At 58.9% G+C, this 19164-nt stretch carries 18 protein-coding genes; 8 read left to right on the forward strand and 10 right to left on the reverse strand.

What is annotated here, in order from left to right:
• The first annotated feature begins 131 nt into the window (after positions 1–131).
• Positions 132–1742, forward strand: a complete 1611-nt coding sequence (locus ACFOZ5_RS03895; RefSeq protein WP_379885539.1) for a BCCT family transporter — start codon at positions 132–134, stop codon at positions 1740–1742.
• A gap of 43 nt (positions 1743–1785) precedes the next feature.
• Here the strand turns inward: ACFOZ5_RS03895 and ACFOZ5_RS03900 are convergent, their stop codons facing one another.
• Entirely contained in the window at positions 1786–3147 is a 1362-nt protein-coding gene (locus ACFOZ5_RS03900) for an MBL fold metallo-hydrolase RNA specificity domain-containing protein (RefSeq protein ID WP_379885540.1), read from the reverse strand.
• 165 nt (positions 3148–3312) lie between these two features.
• Here ACFOZ5_RS03900 and ACFOZ5_RS03905 point away from each other — a divergent pair, with 165 nt between their 5' ends.
• Positions 3313–4047 (forward strand): AzlC family ABC transporter permease, encoded by a 735-nt coding sequence (locus ACFOZ5_RS03905; RefSeq protein ID WP_379885541.1) that lies wholly within the window; start codon positions 3313–3315, stop codon positions 4045–4047.
• Complete coding sequence (locus ACFOZ5_RS03910) at positions 4044–4358, forward strand: AzlD family protein (RefSeq protein WP_379885542.1); 315 nt, start codon at positions 4044–4046, stop codon at positions 4356–4358. Before ACFOZ5_RS03905 ends, ACFOZ5_RS03910 begins: the two co-directional genes overlap by 4 nt.
• 52 nt (positions 4359–4410) lie before the next feature.
• Here ACFOZ5_RS03910 and ACFOZ5_RS03915 read toward each other — a convergent pair whose 3' ends face one another.
• Positions 4411–4977: an NADPH-dependent FMN reductase gene (locus ACFOZ5_RS03915; RefSeq protein WP_379885543.1), complete on the reverse strand. Its 567-nt coding sequence runs from the start codon at positions 4975–4977 to the stop codon at positions 4411–4413.
• 228 nt (positions 4978–5205) lie between these two features.
• Here ACFOZ5_RS03915 and dgt point away from each other — a divergent pair, with 228 nt between their 5' ends.
• Positions 5206–6732, forward strand: coding sequence for a dGTPase (gene dgt / locus ACFOZ5_RS03920; RefSeq protein ID WP_379885544.1), 1527 nt, complete (start codon positions 5206–5208; stop codon positions 6730–6732).
• A gap of 19 nt (positions 6733–6751) precedes the next feature.
• Here dgt and ACFOZ5_RS03925 read toward each other — a convergent pair whose 3' ends face one another.
• The 3 genes from ACFOZ5_RS03925 to ACFOZ5_RS03935 are packed head-to-tail and all read right to left on the reverse strand — an operon-like array spanning position 6752 to position 8968.
• Positions 6752–7765 carry a ferredoxin--NADP reductase gene (locus ACFOZ5_RS03925; protein ID WP_379885545.1) on the reverse strand — a complete coding sequence of 338 codons (1014 nt, stop codon included), beginning with the start codon at positions 7763–7765 and terminating at the stop codon, positions 6752–6754.
• 7 nt (positions 7766–7772) lie between these two features.
• Positions 7773–8579 (reverse strand): family 1 encapsulin nanocompartment shell protein, encoded by an 807-nt coding sequence (locus ACFOZ5_RS03930; RefSeq protein ID WP_379885546.1) that lies wholly within the window; start codon positions 8577–8579, stop codon positions 7773–7775.
• A 5-nt stretch (positions 8580–8584) separates the two neighbouring features.
• The gene (locus ACFOZ5_RS03935; protein ID WP_379885547.1) at positions 8585–8968 is read right to left on the reverse strand and encodes an encapsulin-associated ferritin-like protein; all 384 of its coding nucleotides are present in this window, start codon (positions 8966–8968) and stop codon (positions 8585–8587) included.
• Between the two features lie 257 nt (positions 8969–9225).
• On the opposite strand from ACFOZ5_RS03935, the gene ACFOZ5_RS03940 reads away from it, so the two are divergent.
• Positions 9226–10329, forward strand: a complete 1104-nt coding sequence (locus tag ACFOZ5_RS03940) for a mechanosensitive ion channel family protein (protein ID WP_379885548.1) — start codon at positions 9226–9228, stop codon at positions 10327–10329.
• A gap of 162 nt (positions 10330–10491) precedes the next feature.
• Here the strand turns inward: ACFOZ5_RS03940 and ACFOZ5_RS03945 are convergent, their stop codons facing one another.
• From ACFOZ5_RS03945 to ACFOZ5_RS03955, 3 genes are all read right to left on the reverse strand, one after another.
• Complete coding sequence (locus ACFOZ5_RS03945; protein WP_379885549.1) at positions 10492–11205, reverse strand: PEP-CTERM sorting domain-containing protein; 714 nt, start codon at positions 11203–11205, stop codon at positions 10492–10494.
• Positions 11206–12105: 900 nt separating this feature from the next.
• Positions 12106–13056, reverse strand: a complete 951-nt coding sequence (locus ACFOZ5_RS03950; RefSeq protein WP_379885550.1) for an alpha/beta hydrolase family protein — start codon at positions 13054–13056, stop codon at positions 12106–12108.
• A 375-nt stretch (positions 13057–13431) separates the two neighbouring features.
• Positions 13432–14358: an alpha/beta hydrolase family protein gene (locus ACFOZ5_RS03955; protein WP_379885551.1), complete on the reverse strand. Its 927-nt coding sequence runs from the start codon at positions 14356–14358 to the stop codon at positions 13432–13434.
• Positions 14359–14715: 357 nt separating this feature from the next.
• Here ACFOZ5_RS03955 and ACFOZ5_RS03960 point away from each other — a divergent pair, with 357 nt between their 5' ends.
• Complete coding sequence (locus ACFOZ5_RS03960; protein ID WP_379885552.1) at positions 14716–15207, forward strand: acyl-CoA thioesterase; 492 nt, start codon at positions 14716–14718, stop codon at positions 15205–15207.
• A 3-nt stretch (positions 15208–15210) separates the two neighbouring features.
• Here ACFOZ5_RS03960 and nfi read toward each other — a convergent pair whose 3' ends face one another.
• Positions 15211–15912 carry a deoxyribonuclease V gene (gene nfi / locus ACFOZ5_RS03965; RefSeq protein WP_379885553.1) on the reverse strand — a complete coding sequence of 234 codons (702 nt, stop codon included), beginning with the start codon at positions 15910–15912 and terminating at the stop codon, positions 15211–15213.
• A gap of 56 nt (positions 15913–15968) precedes the next feature.
• On the opposite strand from nfi, the gene ACFOZ5_RS03970 reads away from it, so the two are divergent.
• Positions 15969–16631, forward strand: a complete 663-nt coding sequence (locus tag ACFOZ5_RS03970) for an SDR family oxidoreductase (RefSeq protein WP_379885554.1) — start codon at positions 15969–15971, stop codon at positions 16629–16631.
• Positions 16632–16634: 3 nt separating this feature from the next.
• Here ACFOZ5_RS03970 and ACFOZ5_RS03975 read toward each other — a convergent pair whose 3' ends face one another.
• A complete protein-coding gene (locus tag ACFOZ5_RS03975) occupies positions 16635–17534 on the reverse strand; it encodes a bile acid:sodium symporter family protein (RefSeq protein WP_379885555.1) in 900 nt (299 codons plus the stop codon).
• A gap of 205 nt (positions 17535–17739) precedes the next feature.
• On the opposite strand from ACFOZ5_RS03975, the gene ACFOZ5_RS03980 reads away from it, so the two are divergent.
• Positions 17740–19050, forward strand: a complete 1311-nt coding sequence (locus ACFOZ5_RS03980; RefSeq protein WP_379885556.1) for an acyltransferase — start codon at positions 17740–17742, stop codon at positions 19048–19050.
• Positions 19051–19164 lie beyond the last annotated feature (114 nt).

Consider the following 19164-nt stretch of genomic DNA (forward strand, 5'->3'; position numbering starts at 1 on the left):
ACTTTATGGTAATAGTATTCTTGAGGACGACTGCGACCGATTCGTCGGGCAGCAAACGCATGACATATTGCTAATGAACTGGCCCATGCTTTTCCAAGGTCCTACCTTTACCAACAAGGGGAGGGCATGTGATGGAAGAACTTGCCAGAAAACTCGGGCTTCGAACCGATCCGACCATTTTTTTTGTATCCGCCGGCACCATGGTGGTGTTTCTGGCGGCGATCCTGATTGCCCCAGGCCCCATTGGCGATGCATTCGGCGCGGGGCGGGCGTGGATCGCCGCTAACTTGGGGTGGTTTTTCATTCTTGGCGTGACAAGCTGGCTGGCGTTCCTGCTATGGGTGTCGATCAGTCGTTATGGCAGCATCCGCCTGGGCGGCAACGACGCCAGACCTGACTACGGCAACATTTCCTGGTTCACCATGCTTTTCGCTGGCGGCATCGGCACTGTGCTGATGTTCTGGGGCGTAGCTGAGCCGATTACCCATTTCTCCAATCCACCGCGTCCCGACGTTGACCCCTTCACGGTGGAAGCCGCCGATGATGCCATGGGCTTCGCCATTTACCATCTGGGCCTCCACACATGGGCAATTTTCACCTTGCCGGGTCTGGCTTTCGCGTACTTTATCTACCGTTATGATCTGCCGATGCGTTTCAGTTCGGTGTTTTACCCTTTGATCGGCGATCGCATTTATGGGCGGGTCGGCAAAACCCTCGATATCTTCGCCGTACTGGGCACATTGTTCGGGGTGGCCGTCTCCATCGGCCTGGGTACCCAACAGATCAACGCCGGCCTGACCGAACTGCTGGACGTGCCGGAATCGGTTGGTGCCAAATTGCTGATAATCCTGGTGCTGGAGATCGTGGCGGTGTGCTCGATTGTTGCCGGCCTGGATAAGGGCATCAAGGTCCTGTCAAACATCAATATTGGCATGGCAGTGGGCCTGATGTTTTTTGTTCTCTTTACCGGTTCGACGGTTTTCCTGCTTCGTGCCGCAGTGGAAACGTTCGGCATCTATATCACCAATATCCTGCCTATGGCGTTCTGGAACGATGCGCTGGCGGAATATACCCACGAACAGGGGGGATGGGGCTGGCAGGGTAGCTGGACAGTCTTCTACTGGGCCTGGACGGTGACCTGGTCCCCGTTCATCGGCATTTTCGTCGCCCGGATATCCAGGGGCCGTACGATTCGTGAGTTTGTGCTGGGGGTGTTGTTCGCACCCTCCATCTTCACGCTGGTCTGGTTCGCGATATTCGGCTGGTCTGCCATGGAAATCGACGGCATTGGCGCAGAGGCCCGGGCCGCCCTGGGTGCCCAGGCAGGGGCACTGTCGCAGGCCGTGGAGGAGAGTGTCCCGCTGGCGATGTTTGCCTTTTTCGAAAACTTTCCGGCGTCAACGCTGATCCAGGGGCTTGCGGTCGTGATCGTGGCGATTTTCTTTGCCACGTCGTCAGACTCCGCCTCGCTGGTGGTCGACATGCTTTGCACCGGTACCTCTGACCCGGGGCCGAGGCGTCAGCGGGTCTTCTGGGGGGTGTCGGAAGGTGTCCTGGCGGCCATGCTTATCGTGTTGGCTGGAGAAGCCGGGCTCACCGCGCTCAAACAGGTGATCACCGTGGTCGGTCTGCCCATGTTCATCCTCGTATTCGGCATGATGTTCGCACTTTTCCGGGGCCTGACCCAGGAGCACCTCCGGGATGTCAAAGTCGGGTCCCCGCCCAACGTGAAAGAACTGTAGTGCCTAGTGGCTCAGTAGGTCAGCGAATTAACCGCACGGGACACTAGATATCCACTTCCTCGTAGAGTTCCGGCACTTCGGCATTCCAGCCCAGGCGTTCGCGGATGTGTTTTCGCATCACATCCGCCGCTACCACCTCGCCATGGGTGATATAGACTCTTTCCGGCTTCAGTTGGCCCTGTCCCAGCCAGGTAAGGATTTCCTCGTAGTCGCCGTGGGCGGAGAGGGAGTCTAGGTTATGGATCTCGGCCTTCACAGGCCAGTACTCCCCGTGGATTTTCACGGATTCAACCCCGTTGACCATGGCATCCCCCCGTGTCCCCGGAGCCTGGAAGCCGGCGAAGACGATGCTGTTGCGGGGGTTGGGAAGCAGCATCTTGAGGTGGTGCAGCACCCTGCCTCCGCTGGCCATGCCACTGGCGGAAATGATAACGGCGGGAAACTTTTTCGTGGTCAGTTCGATGGACTGCTCCACCGTGCGGACGAAGTGGGTGTTTTCGTCAATCAGCTCGCACTGGGCCTGGTTCAGACGGTGCTCCTTGTGGTGGCGGCTGAAGATCTCGGTAGCACGAATCGCCATGGGGCTGTTCAGGTAGACGGGCAGCTTCGGGATCCGGCTCTCTGCCATCAGCTTGTGCACCAGGTACAGGAGCATCTGGGCGCGCCCCACGGCAAAGGCGGGCATCAGAACCACACCACCCCGTGCGGCGGTTTTGCCGATTATCTCCGCCAGTACCTGCTCCGGGTCTGTCTCGCCGTGGAGACGGTTGCCATAGGTGGACTCGCACACCAGAACATCCGCCTTCTGGACGGGCTCCGGTGGTCGCATGATGACATCGTCCTGCCGGCCTACGTCACCACTGAAAACCACGGTCCGGTCATTGTCGGAGTGGGTAACGTGCACACAGGAAGAGCCGAGGATATGGCCTGCGGGTGTGAACTCCACCCGGAAACCCGGTACCGGTTCAAAAGGTTCATGGTAGTGCAGTGATTCGAAATACTTCAGGGCCTCGTAGGCATCCTTCTCCGTGAACAGCGGTTCGGGTTTATCATGCTTGGAGAACTTCTTGCGAAAGGCGTAGCGAGCGTCCTCTTCCTGAAGATAGCCTGCGTCGGGTAGCAATACCTTGCAGAGTTCATGGGTAGCTTTGGTGCAGTAAATACGCCCCCGGAACCCGTTTTTCACCAATGCAGGCAAATAGCCGCTGTGATCAATATGGGCGTGGGTCAGCACCACTGCATCAATGGTGCGGGGCTCAACCGGAAACGGCGCCCAGTTCCTGCGGCGTAACGTCTTCACGCCCTGGTACATGCCGCAATCCACCAGCAGACGGTGCTTGTCATCGCTGAGCAGATACCGTGAGCCGGTAACCGTGCCAACACCACCGAGAAAACGAAGTTTCATATACGAGCCCCAGATGTTGTTCTTGATAAGTGATATGTGACCACTATGGACCGACCCGGAGGATTTTTCATTGATCCTGCTCAGAATCAGGCCAACCTGGCGACGGGCTGCGGTATATACCTACATCCGGTGCCTGGCCAGGGAAAATTCTGTTAGATTCCTAATATGACTTCCCATGGTGACGCTTACCAGCTCCAGCCAACCCGCGTGCGAGCCGAGTTTCTTCGATTGCTTCCGATCTCCCTGTTTGTGGTGGCGTTCGGGGCGGCGTTCGGGCTCGCCGCTGTGCAAAAGGGGCTGGAACCCTTGCAGGCACTGCTGATGAGTACGGTGGTGTTTGCCGGTGCCTCGCAGTTTGCCGCCGTGGACATGTGGGGCCAGGAAGTCTCGCTGATACCGATGATGGCGGTCGTCTTCGCCATCAACTCCCGGCATTTGCTGATGGGAGCCTCGCTGTACCCCATGCTGCGGGAAATGTCACCGGCGCGCCGTTATGGCCTGTTATTGTTGCTCACAGATGCCAACTGGGCGGTATCGGCCCAGGAATACCAGAACGGTCGCAGGAATCTGGAGGTCATACTGGGCGGTGGGCTGGCCCTATGGCTTGCCTGGGTTCTGGGTACCGGGCTCGGTGTCTACTTTGGCGGGCTGCTGCGGGACCCCCACAGCCTGGGGCTGGATATGGTGCTGGGGTGCTTCCTGCTGGCCATGGCACTTGGCGGGCGCAAGACTCCGAGAACCCTGGTGGCCTGGCTGGTTGCAGGGGCGGCATCGCTGATGGCCTGGTACTGGCTGCCGCCGAACACCCATGTGGTGGTGGGGGCACTGGCTGGCGGGGCTATCGGTTTTTTCTGGCTGGAACCCCGAAAGGTCGCTGAGCAACAGCCGGAGGAAGAATGACCCTGGAAACCACCACAACCGGCATCCTGGCCATTATCGCGCTGATGGCGCTGGTGACACTGGCAACCCGTTTCGGCGGCGTGTTCATCATGTCGTTCGTGCGTATCAATCCGCGTATCGAGAGCTTCATCAATACCATGGCCAGCTCTGTGCTGATTGCCATTATCGTGCCCATGGCCTTCGGCGGGGATGCTGGTGCTATCGCCGCGCTGGCCACCACAACGGTTATCATGCTGGCATCACGAAGGGTGTTGCCGGCGATTGCCAGCGGCATTGCCGCGGCGGCGTTGGTAAGGTTTCTGGTGGGATGAGGAATATCAGCCGTAGAGTGAAGCGGCTGATATTCCCGCTATCATGTGCGGATCACTCGCGCATGGTTTTCAGGGCCGTCGCCCATTTCTTCATTTCATCCAGCATGGACGTCGCCGAGTCTGTGTGAAGGTCCAGGGCCTGGAATCGTTTGTTGTCGTCCAGGTGGTCCCACGCCATCTGCACCATTACCCCTTCCACCATGGGCATCATGCGCACTGTCGTGACCTGCTGCTTGGCCATCTGGGCGGAACGTATACCGCCGGAAGCACCGCCATAGCTCACGAAACCGCAAGGCTTGTAGTTCCACTCCTTGTAAAGATAGTCAATGGCATTGACGAAGGACGGGGGCGGACAGAAGTTGTACTCGGGAATTACGAACACGTAGGCGTCGGCTTCCGCAACGGTCCTGGACCACTGCCTGGTGTGTTCGTGTTCGTACTTCTGCATGGCCGGATGATTGGGTTCGTCGAAAACCGGCAGATTGAAATCGGCCACATCCACCAGGGAGCTTTCGAACTGGCCCTGTTTATTGGCGAAATCGTTGAACCACTGGCCGAGGGACGGACCAACTCGTCCCGGACGGGTACTGCAGATGATGGTCTGGAGCTTCAGCGACATAGTGTGGGCTTCCTTTCTGATGGGCTATCGGATGTCGCTCCGAATATCGGAGTCGGTTAAGTGACTTCAATATAGTCATCCTGTCCGGCGAGTGATAACGGATAAATCCGCCCGATTTATTCAACTGGATTGAACGTTGGGTATAGCGACCATGGGTTTGTCATCCTGTGGTACGACCGATCATACTCACCAAGACTCATAACTTCGCCACGGGCAGGTAGCTCACTTATGACCAGGTTCCCGGACTTTGCTGTCCGATTTTCCCTGAAACGCCCCTATAACCGTCCTGCCCGGGAGAACTCAGCGTCTGATTTCAGCCTGAAAACCTGCGGCATCGAAAAGCTGGAGGATCAACTGGAGAGCGACCGCGGCCGGATCATCAATTCGGCGGCCGTGCGTCGTCTGCAGCAGAAAACCCAGGTGTTTGCCCTGGAGCGTAACGCGGCGGTGCGCAGCCGGCTGACCCATTCGTTGGAGGTACAGCAGACCGGGCGCTACATCACCCGTACCATCTTCAAACGGCTGGCTGGTGATGCGGCACGTTATGGTCTGGAGGGCCTGGATCGGGCGATGGAGACCCTGGTGGAGATGTCATGCCTGATGCACGACGTAGGGAACCCACCGTTCGGACATTTCGGGGAGGCCGCCATCTCCCGCTGGTTCTCCGATAACCTGCGCCAGCTTGAGCCATTCCGGGATGACGCTGACTCAGGCTCCCTGAAGGAACCCCTGTCGCGGGAGTTGTCCTGCTTCGAAGGCAATGCCCAGGCGATACGTCTGATCAGCCACCTGCAAAAGCTCAATCTGACGTTTGTGCAGGCGGCCGGCATGTTCAAGTACACCCGTGCAGCGACCGAGCCGGCGCCCGCCAAAGGCTCCCCCCTGGATTACCTGCAGAAAAAGCCGGGCTACTATTTCTCCGAAGCCGGCTTTGTCGCTGACATGCAGCAGGCTTTGGCGATGGAGCCCGGGCACCGGCATCCGCTGGCCTACATTATGGAAGCGGCGGATGATATCTCCTATTGTCTTGCCGACCTTGAGGACAGTGTCGACAAGGGCATTATGACATTCGAGGACGTGGCCTCTGAGCTGAAGGCCGCTTTCAGGGAACTGAGGCCCCACGATTACGAAGGAGCTCATTTCAACGTGTTCGGTAAGCTCCGGTCGTTTGATGAGTTGATTGAAGAGGCGCTGGGCCGGGCCCACGCCGAACCCATCAATGCAGAGCATGAGTTTTTTGTGTGGTTACGGGTCAGGCTGATCCATCCCCTGGTGGATCATGCCGCAGGAACCTTTATCGATCATATTGATGACGTCTTCGAGGGCAGGCTGAACCGGGCGTTGCTGGAGGACGATTCACCGTGTCACAGCGTTATCGAGACCCTGAAACAGGTGGCCGTAAAAAAGGTGTTCTCTGTACCCGAGGTGGAAACCCTGGAACTGCAGGGCTACCGGATTATCGCGGGGCTGCTGGAACACTATCGGCCCCTGCTGATGTTGTCGAAGGCGCATTTTGATGACCTGCTGGCGGGTAAACGCAAGGGTTTCCTGCTGGAGAGCCGACTGATCAAGCGAATGCCTGACAAGCATGTCAGGGCCTACCTCATCATGAAGGAAGACTCACCCGCGGGGGCTGATGACGAGCTCTGGGAGCGCTACTGTCGCTGTCGTCTGCTGCAGGACATGGTCAGCGGCATGACTGACCAGTTTGCCCTGGATGAGTTCCGCACGCTTTCGGTCATGGAGCCGCTGTAGCTCAACGCGTCACTGGAGATCAGTCATAGCTCTCGGTTTCCAGCCGGAACCCTCGCGGCTGGAGCTGCCCGGCCACGGATTCAAGCATGCCGGAATGACCGCAGGCATAGGCTAGGGAATTTTCGGGGGTCAGGCCATGATTGCTCAATACGTCTTCCACCAGGGTGTCGACACGACCGGTAGCGCCCATCCACCCCTGGTTGCGTGGCTCATCCGGACGGCTGATCGTGGGCAGGTAGGTCAGCAGGTCAGGGTGAGCAGCGGCCAGCGCCTCCAGTTCCTGCCGGTAGCCGAACTCGTCCTGGTAGCTGGCGCCATGCATCAGCACGATTCCATGCTCGTGCTGCCCCCGGTGGAGATAGTCCCGCAGGATGCTGATGAAAGGATTGATGCCGGTGACCGTGGCAATCATCAGGTGGCTCTGCACCCGGTCATCAAAGCGCAGGCCACCTTTGGGGTTGCCAAGGCTGAGGGTGTCGCCTGCCTGAAGTTGTCGTAGTCGTTCCGACATCTGTCCTCCGGGGGCCAGCTCCACGAAGAACTCCAGGAAGGGCTCATGGGGAGCGGACACGATGGAGTAGGAACGCCGGATATCGCCAAGACCTACCTTGACCGACTGGCCCGGCGAGAACTGGAATCCCTCTGGCCGGGCAACCCGGAACACGATCAGATCCGCCGTGACATCCCTGCGTTCGATCACCGGGGCCGCGTCGAATGTTGCTGCGAAAGAAGGCGTCTCCGTTACGGAATCCGTGACGACCGACGGCCCGGGCTCTGCCGGTGCCGACGATTGGTCCGGTTGCTGTGGCGCCGGTGCCAGTTGCCGTTGCGATGAGGGCGGGTGGTTGTCGTGTTGCTGCAACCACGCCATCATCCGCCACGCCTGGCCTGATTTGCGCTGGCTGATGTCCCGCAGGGTCGAGCGCAGGGTGTCATCGCCGCAGTCGGCCTGGCGCTGGCTCAGTCCGTCCAGCTCAGCCAGTGCCTGCCTGGCAACACGGCGTCCCCGGGAAAGATCTGCTTCGGTCGTCATGGCAGGTTTATTTCTTCCGGGTCAGGGTGCAGATGGCCCCGGGTTCCTCCACCTGCAGTGCCAGGCTCTCACTGACAAACATCTGGTGATGGATGCCGTCGTTGGAGGAATACCCTGTCATCAGGTCCTGGCCGACGATAATACGGCCGACCCGGGGATCCACCAGAACCGCCCCTTCAATTTCCGCCTTGAAGACGCCGACCTCACACAGACGCTTGAGGTGTTCCAGCTGCAACATGTCGGTGCCTTCATAACGGCGGAACAACAGGTTGTACCAGGTGGGCGACAGGACCAGGGCATAGGGGCCGTGAAAGCCGTTGTCGTCCAGGTGGTTCACCCCCGATAGCACATTCTCCAGGGCCTGTTCGACCTTGCTCCAGTCCTCGCACTTGACCTCATTGCGCCCCTTGGCCGTCAGCAGGCCTTCCAGGCCAAAATCCGGCTGGCCGTAGTAGATGAACTCTTCCTCACGGCGGGCAACCGCTTCAGCTGCGTCCTCCACGGAACGCAGGTCCAGGGGCTGGCCCATGGACTCGTACCCCTCGATACGGCGCACGCTCAGGCCGAAGCCCTTGCGCAGCATGGGAATGGCGCTGGCGCGGCTGAGTACGGCGCCGGCTTCGTCGGGAGCGGGCTGACGGCAGTAGCCTTCCTCGCCCACTTCAATGGCGGTCAGACCTACGCCATAGGGGCCGTCCACGTCCAGGAAGCGACGTCCGGTGAGTACTTCCCGCGCTGAACCGACGGCGGCTTCATCAATTCTCTCCCAGATGTCTTTGGAAAAGGAGGCGTTTTCCCGATTGAGATAATTCATGGCGTTTACTCACCTTTCATGGAACCGATGGTGAATTTATTCAGCGATTTGCCGGGGCTTTCCTCTCCGGCGGCGCTGAGGTCCGCGTCTTCTTCCTCTGCCTCCAGAATGGGCTTTTTGGTGTAGAGGTAGATGTCCATCTGTTCGGCAAAATCAGGGTGGTTGCGTCGCAGCCATTCCAACACCATGCAGGCATGTTCGATTTCCTCCCGCATGTTGTGGAGCAGCAGGCCCTTGAGCTCTTCGTCCTCCGTTGCGTCCGCACGCTGCTGGTACCAGTCGACGGCCTCCAGCTCTTCCTGCACGGAAACCAGGGCCCGATGCATGTCCCTGGTCTTGTTGGTCAGTTGCTCTATGGGCTCGTGGTAACTGCCGCTTGCTCCTGCCATGTCACTCTCCGCAGTGGGTTGATGATGAGTTCAGGGTCAAAAGATGTTGCGTATACCTATTGAGCTTATGACGGACCCGTGTGATTTCAAGGCGCGTTCAGGAGACGTTGCCGGATAGCAATGAATGTGGGGGCAGGTTTCGGGGGCAGGGGGGTGGGACTAATCCAGTTTACTGACATCTGTTGCCTCTGGCGTTTCGGCGCCGCATCTCTTACGTTTACCGAGAGGTATGCCAAACAATTCAAAAGGAAAGAGCAATGCTGAAAGCGGTGGAAACGGGGTTACAGGCATGGTTGCTGCCGGGGCTTTCGGCGTTGCTGGCGGTGCTGGCAACTTACATCATTTACCGGGTGTCGCTGGCCCTGATCCGCCATTTTTCAGAGCGGCGAACTGTCCCCCGACTGTTCCTGGACGCGGCAGCCAGGGCGCTTGGTGTAGTTACCAGTCTGTTGGTGCTCAAGGCTGTGCTCAATGGCGCACCGGATGACCTGGTGCTCCTGGGGGCAGTGCAGCAGGCGGTTACATTGCTGCTGATTCTGTCCCTGACGTGGGCCGCAGTCCGTCTGACCTCTGTTATTGGCGAGGTCATTGTGCTGCTCAACCCGGTGCTGGAGGGGCAGTGGAAAAGAGCCCGGAAGGTGGAGACACAGACCCGTTTTCTGGTGCGCTGCCTGAATGTCCTTATCATTATCATGGGCATTGGTGCGGCGCTGATGATTTTTGAGCCGGTACAGAAGGTGGGCGCCAGTCTGCTGGCATCCGCGGGTGTTGGCGGTATTATCCTGGGTTTCGCCGCACGGCCGGTGCTCAGTAACCTTCTCGCCGGTATGCAGATTGCGCTTACCCAGCCGTTTCGCATCGATGATGTGCTTTACGTGCAGGGTGAATGGTGCTGGGTCGAGGAAGTGACGGCAACCTACGTGGTCCTGCGGGTGTGGGACCTGCGTCGTCTGATCGTGCCTTTGCAGTGGTTTATCGAGAACCCTTTCCAGAACTGGTCCCGGAATACGGCGGATTTGCTGGGCACGGTCTTTATCTGGGTGGACTACACCATGCCGATTGAACCCCTGCGACAGGAATTCTTCCGCTTGCTGGACAAGGCGAAACAGTGGGATGGCAACGTGGCGACGGTTCAGGTGACCGATTCCAGTGATCAGGCGCTGCAGGTCCGTTTCCTGATGAGCGCTCCGGACTCCACCAAAAACTGGGACCTGAAATGTGCCATCCGGGAAGGGCTGGTGTCCTTTATCCAGCAGCACTATCCCTCACAGCTGCCACGACTCCGTGCACGGGTGGTGGATACCCCTTCAGGGTTCGAAGGCGACACGCCAGCGTCGGAAGAATCCCGCTCCGACCCGTAACATGTTCCGGTTGCACACTCTCTGTGGCGGGCTCTACAGGGAAGACAGCAAAGATGCATTCTCGTCCCCCATTCGGGGCGGTTGTCGCAAACCTGGAATAAAAAAGCCATAGGGCGGTAGCCCTATGGCTTTGTTTGTGTGCCGTTGGCTCAGGCCGTGATATCAGGCTCTGCGACGACGGGCAGCACCCAGGCCGGCCAGACCAAGACCCAGCAGGGCCAGGGTGCCGGGTTCGGGCACGGTGGTGATGCTCTGAACATACACCACCATATCGTTAACGTCCTTGTCACCGCTGGCGTACGGCAGGTCTTCAAACGCCAGGAAGTAGTCCTCCAGTTCCCACGTGGTCGCGCCAATGGGTACTGGCAGTGTCAGGTTCGTGGTTCCGTCGCCCTTGAAGGCGGCCATCTGGTCTTCTCCGCCCTGGTTCAGTGAGCTGTCGGAATAGAACAGTGGATCACTGCGGCCAAGGTAAAAACCAAAGGTCGTGGAGCTCAGGGCTCCCAGGTCTGAGCCGCCAACTGTGACAGTGCCATCCCCGGCAATGCTCAGCGATACCTGGGAAGACACGGTATCCACACCAGAGAAGAGCTGGAAGAAGTTGGTCTTGTCAGCCGGGTCGTAGATGCCAAAGGTGTTAACGCCCTTCTTCCCGGCCAGCTCCAGAACCATTGTGGTTGTGGCGTTGCCGCCGAGAATTTCCCAGTGGCTGTCGTTGCCATCGGCAAGCTGATCCGCGTTGGCATCAACCGTTGCACCAAAGCCGGCCAGCCTGTCCGACAGGTCGTTGTATCCGTCTTCCACAACAACGACAGCGCCTGCGTATCCTGCCCATACAGACAAAGCGACTGCTGAGGCGATCATTTTCATTTTCATAACTATTCTCCAGTTGTTAAGCACCATGTCCATCTAGTTCTTTTAGCAACCAGGCTGTCTCAATCCAGTACTGCAGAGATCCTTGGCTTCTATTCAACACCGCATGACGAATGGGGTTGAAACAATGACCCGACTCGGTCTTTCAGGCCATTTGCCAAACATATAAGCGAAAATCGTGCCCGTTTTTGTTTTCCTTTTAAAACAGTTTGTTAGAATATATGGAGCAAAAAGCGGCGCAAAGCATTTCGACAGTTATTGTGTCCCGGAGCAGGGTCCTCTATTTCTTCCAGCAGGCGCCCCTTTATGAATATATTTTCATTAATAATAAAATACAGAAAAAGCAAAGGGTTATTGTGTATGAATTATGACCTTTCGGATGCGATGGCACCCAGAAAACATCTCGACATGTATTATTATCAGTTGTGTTTTATTTAAGTGCATATGCATTAACCCAGTGGCTTATGGAGCCAGACAGGCATCCGTTGAGATGCCCAGAGGGCGGCCAAGCGGATAGGCCATAGAGTATTTCGGGAGCTTCGGCATATTTAACGACTTCGACATGCCATTGAAGACGATAGATAGGCTTTGTCATTCCCCGGTTGGCATTTTTTACAATGGTATTGGAGTTTTTACCGCTGGCCAGTGCATTCTGTTTTGCGACTACCCGGCCCGTGTCGCCTGAACGTTACTTCCTCGTTCATTCGATATTTCCATCACCCGGTCAAACGGAGTGTCGGGTTTGGAACGATACTGGGGCAAGCCAAAGCAGGGTCACGTATTGGCAGGATGGATGGGGCAGAATCAAAAGCCGGGCTACGGATCCTCCGTAGCCCGGTTCAGGCTATTCATTCTTCAGGCCTGTAATAGACAGTACTGCAACTTTCAGGAATCGCGGTTGGTTTAGTACGGGCAGGTGCCGCGGTACTCTGAGATGTCGCTGTCGGACTCGTGGCGCGGGCCGCAGACGAACTGGTTGTAGCGCTGGTCCTTGTCCAGGTGCAGCTTCATCCAGGACACACCGAGGCGGCTCAATACGTCGTTGTAGCTTCCGCCGAAGCCGCTGCTGCCGTTGGCGCAGGTATGGCCGCCACCATTCAGTTCAACAAAGGCCTTCGCGGTAGAGTCTGGAATTGCTTCGTAGAACGGATCGGCATGGCTTCTGACCGGTGCTGTTGAATCGTTCTCGCAGGCGAAGATCAGGGTCGGCGTGTCAATGCTGCGGAACTGCAGGCTGGAGCTATCCCACGGCGCCAGAGGAATAGCGGCGCTGACCCGGCCTTCGGTTGCAACACGCAGGGTGCCGCCACCGCCCATGGACCAGCCCATGACGCCCAGGCGATCGGTATCGATCATACCGCTGATCGGGCTGCGGCTGCTGCTGTTCTGCTCGATCAGGTAATCCAGGGCGTTGTTGAGCTGGGTAGCACGGCTGGGCGGTTGATCAAACCCGCTGTTGGTATCGATGGTCATGACCACGAAGCCATGGGAGGCCAGCTTTGGTCCCCACCATGCGATGGATGACTCGGGGGAGACGAAGCCAGGGATAACGACGATCGCAGCCATGGTTCCGCTCGTGCCGGTGGGGTAGTGAATCGTACCACCCCCAAAACCCCGGACAGTGCCGGACACGTTGCTGGTGCGCACGCTAAAGGGGCCACTGGAGGATTCAAGTAAGGATGCAGTGGGCTCCGGGCCGCGCTCGTAGCCGCAGTCGCTTTCGCAACCGCCGCCACCACCGCCGCCACCGCCAGTGCCGCCCCCACCAATGATGGCAAAGGCAGAAGCGGAGAACATGAGGCTGCCTGCTGCGATCAGCGACAGTGCTGATTTCTTTCCAATCGAGTTGAACATATAGATTTCCCTGTAACGTTGTCTTATTTGAGTGTTGTTGGCGGGGATCTGTCTATCCCCGAGGTCAACGTTAGTTCGGTCCTCAAGACGCAGCTTTCACGAATTAGCACCCCTGGAGGCGCCGATCACATTATTTCGTGGATGAGTATCTTGTGTTTCGCAATGGCTTTGAATTTGGTGTTTCGAGCGCTCGCTCTTTTTGGGCAGGGAGGGACTTTGCTATATGGGGCTGCTGTCGAGCATTGAGAAATCTGGAGCTATAACGGATGTAACAATAAAAACGGGCCGTGGCGAACCACGACCCGTCAAGGCTGGCAGGGAGGTAGCCAGCATGGTTTCGATCAGTTGAATACTACTGTTTTTCTCCGGGCTTCATCAGTAAGGGCAGGTGCCCCGGTACTCGGAAATGTCCCAGTCAGACTCGTGGTTCGGTCCACAGACAAACTGGTTGTACCGCTGGTCGTCGTCCAGGTGCAGCTTCATCCAGGAAACACCGAGGCGTGCCAGTACGTCATTGTAGCTGTTGCCACCGTTACCGCAGTAATGGCTGCCATTGTTCAGTTCAACAAAGGCTTTGTCGGTAGAGTCCGGAATGGCTTCGTAGAATGGCTCCGAGTGGCTGCCAACCGGCGCGACAATGTCAGACTCACAGGCGAAGATCATTGTCGGCGTGGTGATACTGCGGAACCGGAAGCTGGAGGTATCCCAGGGCGCCAGCGGAATGGCTGCCTTGAGCCGGCCTTCGGCGGCTACCCGCAGGGTGCCGCCACCGCCCATGGACCAGCCGATAACACCGAGGCGATCGGTGTCGATCATGCCGCTGTAGGGGCTGGTGCTGCTGCCGTTTTCCTCAATCAGGTAATCCAGCGCGTTGTTGATCTGGGTAGCGCGGCTGGGCGGCTGGTCAAACCCGCTGTTGGTGTCGATGGTCATGACCACGAAACCATAGGACGCCAGCTTTGGCCCCCACCATTCTATGGAGGACTCGGCAGACACGAAGCCGGGAATGACCACGACAGCCGCCATGGTGCCCGTGGTACCTGTGGGGTAGTGAACGGTGCCACCACCGAAACCGCCTACAAAACTGGACACGTTGTCAGTACGAACTGAGTAGGGGCCACGGGAAGCCTCCAGGAAGGAAACCGTGGGATCCGGGCCGCGCTCGAAACCACAGTTACTCGTGCATCCGTCGCCACCATCGTCGCCGCCACCACCGCCGGCGGCGAAGGCCGTAGCGGACAGCAGGAGGGAGCTGGCTGCGATCAGCGACCGCAGAGAATTGTTGGCATTGTGCTTGAACATATTGTTATTCCTGTTGCAGTACTTTGTTGTGAGTTGTTGTCGGGGAACCGCATCCCCCGGAACCTAAATTAGCGACACGTACAAGGATTGGGCTTTCACGAATTGGCAGCAAAACGTGCATCATTCACGGTTGCCAGATTGAATATTTCTCCACTGACTTACCAAGGCGTTTGAGGGCTTTTCAGGTGGTTTCAGGGGCTGATTGTGTAATAAGTGTAATGGCGTTGTAGTCGGGATCAGGTATGACCAGGTTTTCTGAGGGCCTGGATAACCAAACGGGACACCAGGGTTAAGGCACACTAGCGTATAGTAGTGAAATGGATTTTCCTTTTCCGGCAGCAGGAGAGCGCTCCAGGCATGTCTTCAAAAACCAGCAAGCCCGTGGCGGCATCCGCCATCGATAAACACGTCTACAAAGTCTTTCCGAACGATATGAACGCCCAGAATACGGTGTTCGGCGGGATGATCATGGCCAAGTGTGACCGACTGGCCCTGGTGGTTGCCGAACGGCATTCCGCGCGCGTGTGCGTCACGGCGGCGGTGGATTCCATCCATTTCCGCGCCCCGGCCAAGGGCAATGACACATTGCTGTTCAGCCTGTCCCTGAACCGCAGCTGGGGATCCTCCATGGAGATCGGGGCACGGGTGGAAGCAGAGAACAGTTACACCGGCGACGTGCGCCATATACTGTCGGCCTTCTTTACGTTCGTGGCCCTGGATGATGAGGGTAAGCCGGTGGATGTTCCGGCCGTCGCGCCGGAATCAGAGGATGAGAAACGCCGGTACGACGGTGCCGCAATACGTCGGGAAGGGCGGCTGGCCACCCGTGAGCGCCTGTCCCGTCAGTAGGGCTTATCTGTCAGGTTTAACTGGTAACTGGTCCAGCCATTTCTGGCCCCGGTCGGACGCAATGCCGTCTGCCCAGCGCGTGGTTTCCGGCAATCGATAGCGGGTGACGCAGGCCATGACATAGTGAATGGCCGTGGGCAGGCTGATCCGGTGCCCGGGCGAAATATAGAGTGGCTTGACGCCCTTGCGGGTGCGCAGCACGGCCCCGATGGTTTCGCCCTTGTCCTCCAGCGGTACCCAGGCGCCCTTGTCATCCGGAACGGGGGCATGGGTGCCGGTCAGGCGGCTCTTGCCAACGCCGATGGTGGGCAGGCCGGTAAGGATGCCGGTGTGGGAGGCAACCCCCAGCCGCCGGGGGTGGGCAATGCCCTGGCCATCGCACAGCAGAAGGTCCGGTTGGCGGTCGAGCTTGCCCAGGGCCTCGAGGATCACCGGACATTCCCGGAACGACAGCAGGCCGGGGATGTAGGGCATGGGCACTGGCTGGCGGGCGATGGCGTGGTCGATGGGTTTCAGATCGCTCAGCCGCAGGACTACGATGGCGGCGCGGGCGGTGTCCCGGTTTTCGAACCCCACGTCGACCCCGGCAACGGTGGTGATCTCTGGCAGCTGGTCGCGGGTAATAACCTGCCCGGCGGTCTGCCTCTGTAGCTCTATGGCCTGTTGCGGTGTCAGGTTTTTCCAGTCTCTGGTTGGATCGTTCATGGTGCTCGCTTATCCTGCCCGGTGGTTCCATAAAATAGCAAACCGGAGGTGAAAGCATGAAACAGGTACTGATAACCGGCGCTAACCGGGGCATCGGGCTGGAACTGGCCCGTCTGTATGCCGCCAACGGCTGGCAGGTGATAGGCGTGTGTCGACAATCGTCCGGTGAGCTGGAAGCAGTGGCGGCTCGAGTGATCGACCGCATCGACGTTACCCGGGAAGCGGATGTGCTGGGCCTGAAGCAGGCGCTGGCGGGTGAGCAGATTGATCTGCTGATCAACAATGCCGGCCTGCTTCAGGACGAGCAACTGGGCAGTATCGACTTTGATTCCATCCGCACGCAGATGGAAGTGAACGCCTACGCACCACTACGGGTCGCAGAAGCCCTGGTGGAACTGATTCCCGAAGGCGGCAAGATTGCCAATATCACCAGCCGCATGGGGTCAATCGCTGACAATGACTCCGGGGGCCGTTACGGCTACCGAGCCTCCAAGGCGGCCCTGAATGCCTTTGGCAAGTCCCTGTCGGTGGATCTGAAGCCCCGGGGAATCGCCGTTGCCCAGCTCCATCCGGGCTATGTGAAGACCCGGATGGTCAACTTTGGTGGCCTGATCTCGCCGGAGGAAGCCGCCCGTGGTCTGGCTGACCGGATTGAGGCTCTGAATCTGGAGAATACCGGTGGCTTCTGGCACAGCAATGGCGACGAGTTACCCTGGTAACGGTTACGACCTCCCCTCACGGACCGAGGCCGCTGCTGGCGCCGGCCTGCGCAGGGGCAGGTTGGCCCAGGCGATGACCACCAGCAGCATGGCGGAACTGACCACCACATAGATGACCGCCGGAATGGTGAGATAGGCCTTGTCCAGCAGGCCGGCAATCACCAGCGCCAGCAGGGTGTTCTGGATGCCTACCTCAATACAGATACTGGTGCTCTGTGCGCGGTTGAGCCGGAACAGCCGGGCACTCAGGAAGCCGATGGTCATGGTGGTCACACACAGCGCCGTGACCACCGCCCCGGCCTGCCGACTGTAGGCCATGAAGGTGTCGTATTCCTTGAACAGCACGCCCACGATCATCAGTGACAGCAACACGAACCCGCTGGTTTTCACATAGCGTTCGGCCCGGGCGGTGAAGGCCGGCCAGCGGTGGTTGATCAGCATGCCCAGGCTCACCGGTACCAGTACCATCAGGATCAGCCGCAAAGCGGTCTCTCCCACGGGCAGGGTTTGGGTGAGCCCCTCGCCCAGGAAATACACCATGGCGGCATTGGTCAGCACCGGCAGGGTGATGACGATCAGGCACCCGCTGATCAGGGTCAGACTCACCGACAGGGCGATATCGCCCCGGGCCAGCAGGGTGGAGATATTGGAGCCAACCCCGCCGGGGCAGAAGGTCAGCAGCATGACCCCCACGGCGATTTCCGGGTGCACGTCGAAGGCCAGCACCAGACCAAAACCCACCAGGGGTAGCACTGCCGCCTGGTTCACCGCGCCTATGGTGACGGCCCGGGGGTAGCGCACAATCCGGCGCACGTCGTTCCAGCACATGGTCATGCCCATACCCAGGGTCATCAGGAACAGCAGGGCGGTGGAGAGGAGCTTTACCGCGGTCATGGTATCCATAGGCCAGTCCTTGCCTGTGAGTCAGGATCGCATTCCACCAACAGTAAGCAACGGGATCAGTGCGCCAGGTCCCATAGTTCCATTACCAATCGTTCGTAAACGTGCGGTTGCCATGAAGTTCCCACATTGCGCCGGCGTCACTTGCGACAGTCCCCGCTCTCCCTATACTCGTGTCCGGGCTCAGGACGAGGAAGCAGGATTTGCCATGGAAAAGATCAGGAAACGTCTGGTGTCACGGACACAGGTTCGCGCCGGCGTCCGGGCCGGTCGCCAGTATCTGACCGGCCCCGACATCTTCGGCGGCATGATCACGGTGCCGCTGTTCTACGTCTACCCCCAGGGGCTGGATCCTGAGGCCATGGAGCAGTCCCTGGCCACGGTCCTGAAGACGTACCCGCTGGTGGCCGGCCGCCTGAAAAAGGACGCCGAGGGTTACCCCTACATCGACGCCGACGATTCCGGTGTGCCCTTCGAGGTCTATGACGTGGATGGGCCCATGCCGGACTATGGGCCGGATTACCCCCACCAGTCCTTTATCGGCAAGTACTACGACAAGGTGTTTCCCTGGACCATCTACCGACCGGATACGCCGCTGTTCGGCGTCAAGGTATTCCGTTTTGAAGATGGCGGTGCCATCTGCACCATGGCGCCGGTCCACTGCCTGATTGATGGCAGCAGCGTGTGGATGTTTGTGCAGGACTGGTCCCGGGCTGCCCGCGGGCTCGGGGAGCCGGAGGACATCGTCGAACGGGACTTCCTGCTCAACCGCAGCCAGAAGTACGCCAGCCATCTATACGCCCGCAAGGATGTCCAGGTGTTCGGGCTGTGGCAGCGGCTCGGGCTATACGCACGCTTGGCGCTGCAGGTGATGCGCAACCGGCTTGAGATCCACCGAATTCCGGGCCGCTATCTGGACGAGTTGCGGGCCAGCTATGACAAGGCCTGTCCCGAGGGTCCCAGGGTCAGCGACGTGGACCTGCTGACGGCCCAGTGCCTGAAGGTGATTGCCCGTGTGCAGGGCTACCGTAAGGATCTGCACGTGGGTGTGGTGGTGGATTTCCGTTTCAAGCGGGGGCTGGAGATACCGCGGCGCCTGTTCGGGGTGGCTATCGGTCAGGAAGAGCGTGGGTTCTCCGCCCGGGACCTGCAGGAATGTTCGGTACCCGCCCTGACGCTGAAGCTGCGCCAGCCCACTGACCGGCCCGGCACCGTCGACTGGCGCGGCTACCTCGGTTTCATGGAGCGCCAGCGGCAGGAAAAGCGACTGGGCAGCATCCTGCCCCGGTCGGTGCTGCGGGGGCTGGACGGAGGCTTCATGCAGAACAATTACTGTGCCATGCCCGTGTATGATGCCGATTTCGGTACCGGCGCGCCCACTTGGTATACCCCCACCGCCGCCCCCTTCCGCATGATCAAGGTCGTGCCCACTGCGGAGGAGGGCAATAGTGTGGACCTTCATCTGATCCTTACCCGGCGGGAGCTGAAGGCGTTTCGTGAGCAGTTTGCGCGCCTCTGAAATGGCCGGGTTGTGACAGTGCAAAAAGCCCCGGGGAGCGTCGGCTCTCCGGGGCTTCTTTGTGCTGACGCCCCCGGAAGACTGTGGAGCCCGGCTTCCGGGGGAGTGCGTTCC

The organism is Marinobacter lacisalsi (assembly GCF_042651045.1).
Taxonomy (GTDB): Bacteria; Pseudomonadota; Gammaproteobacteria; order Pseudomonadales; family Oleiphilaceae; genus Marinobacter; species Marinobacter lacisalsi.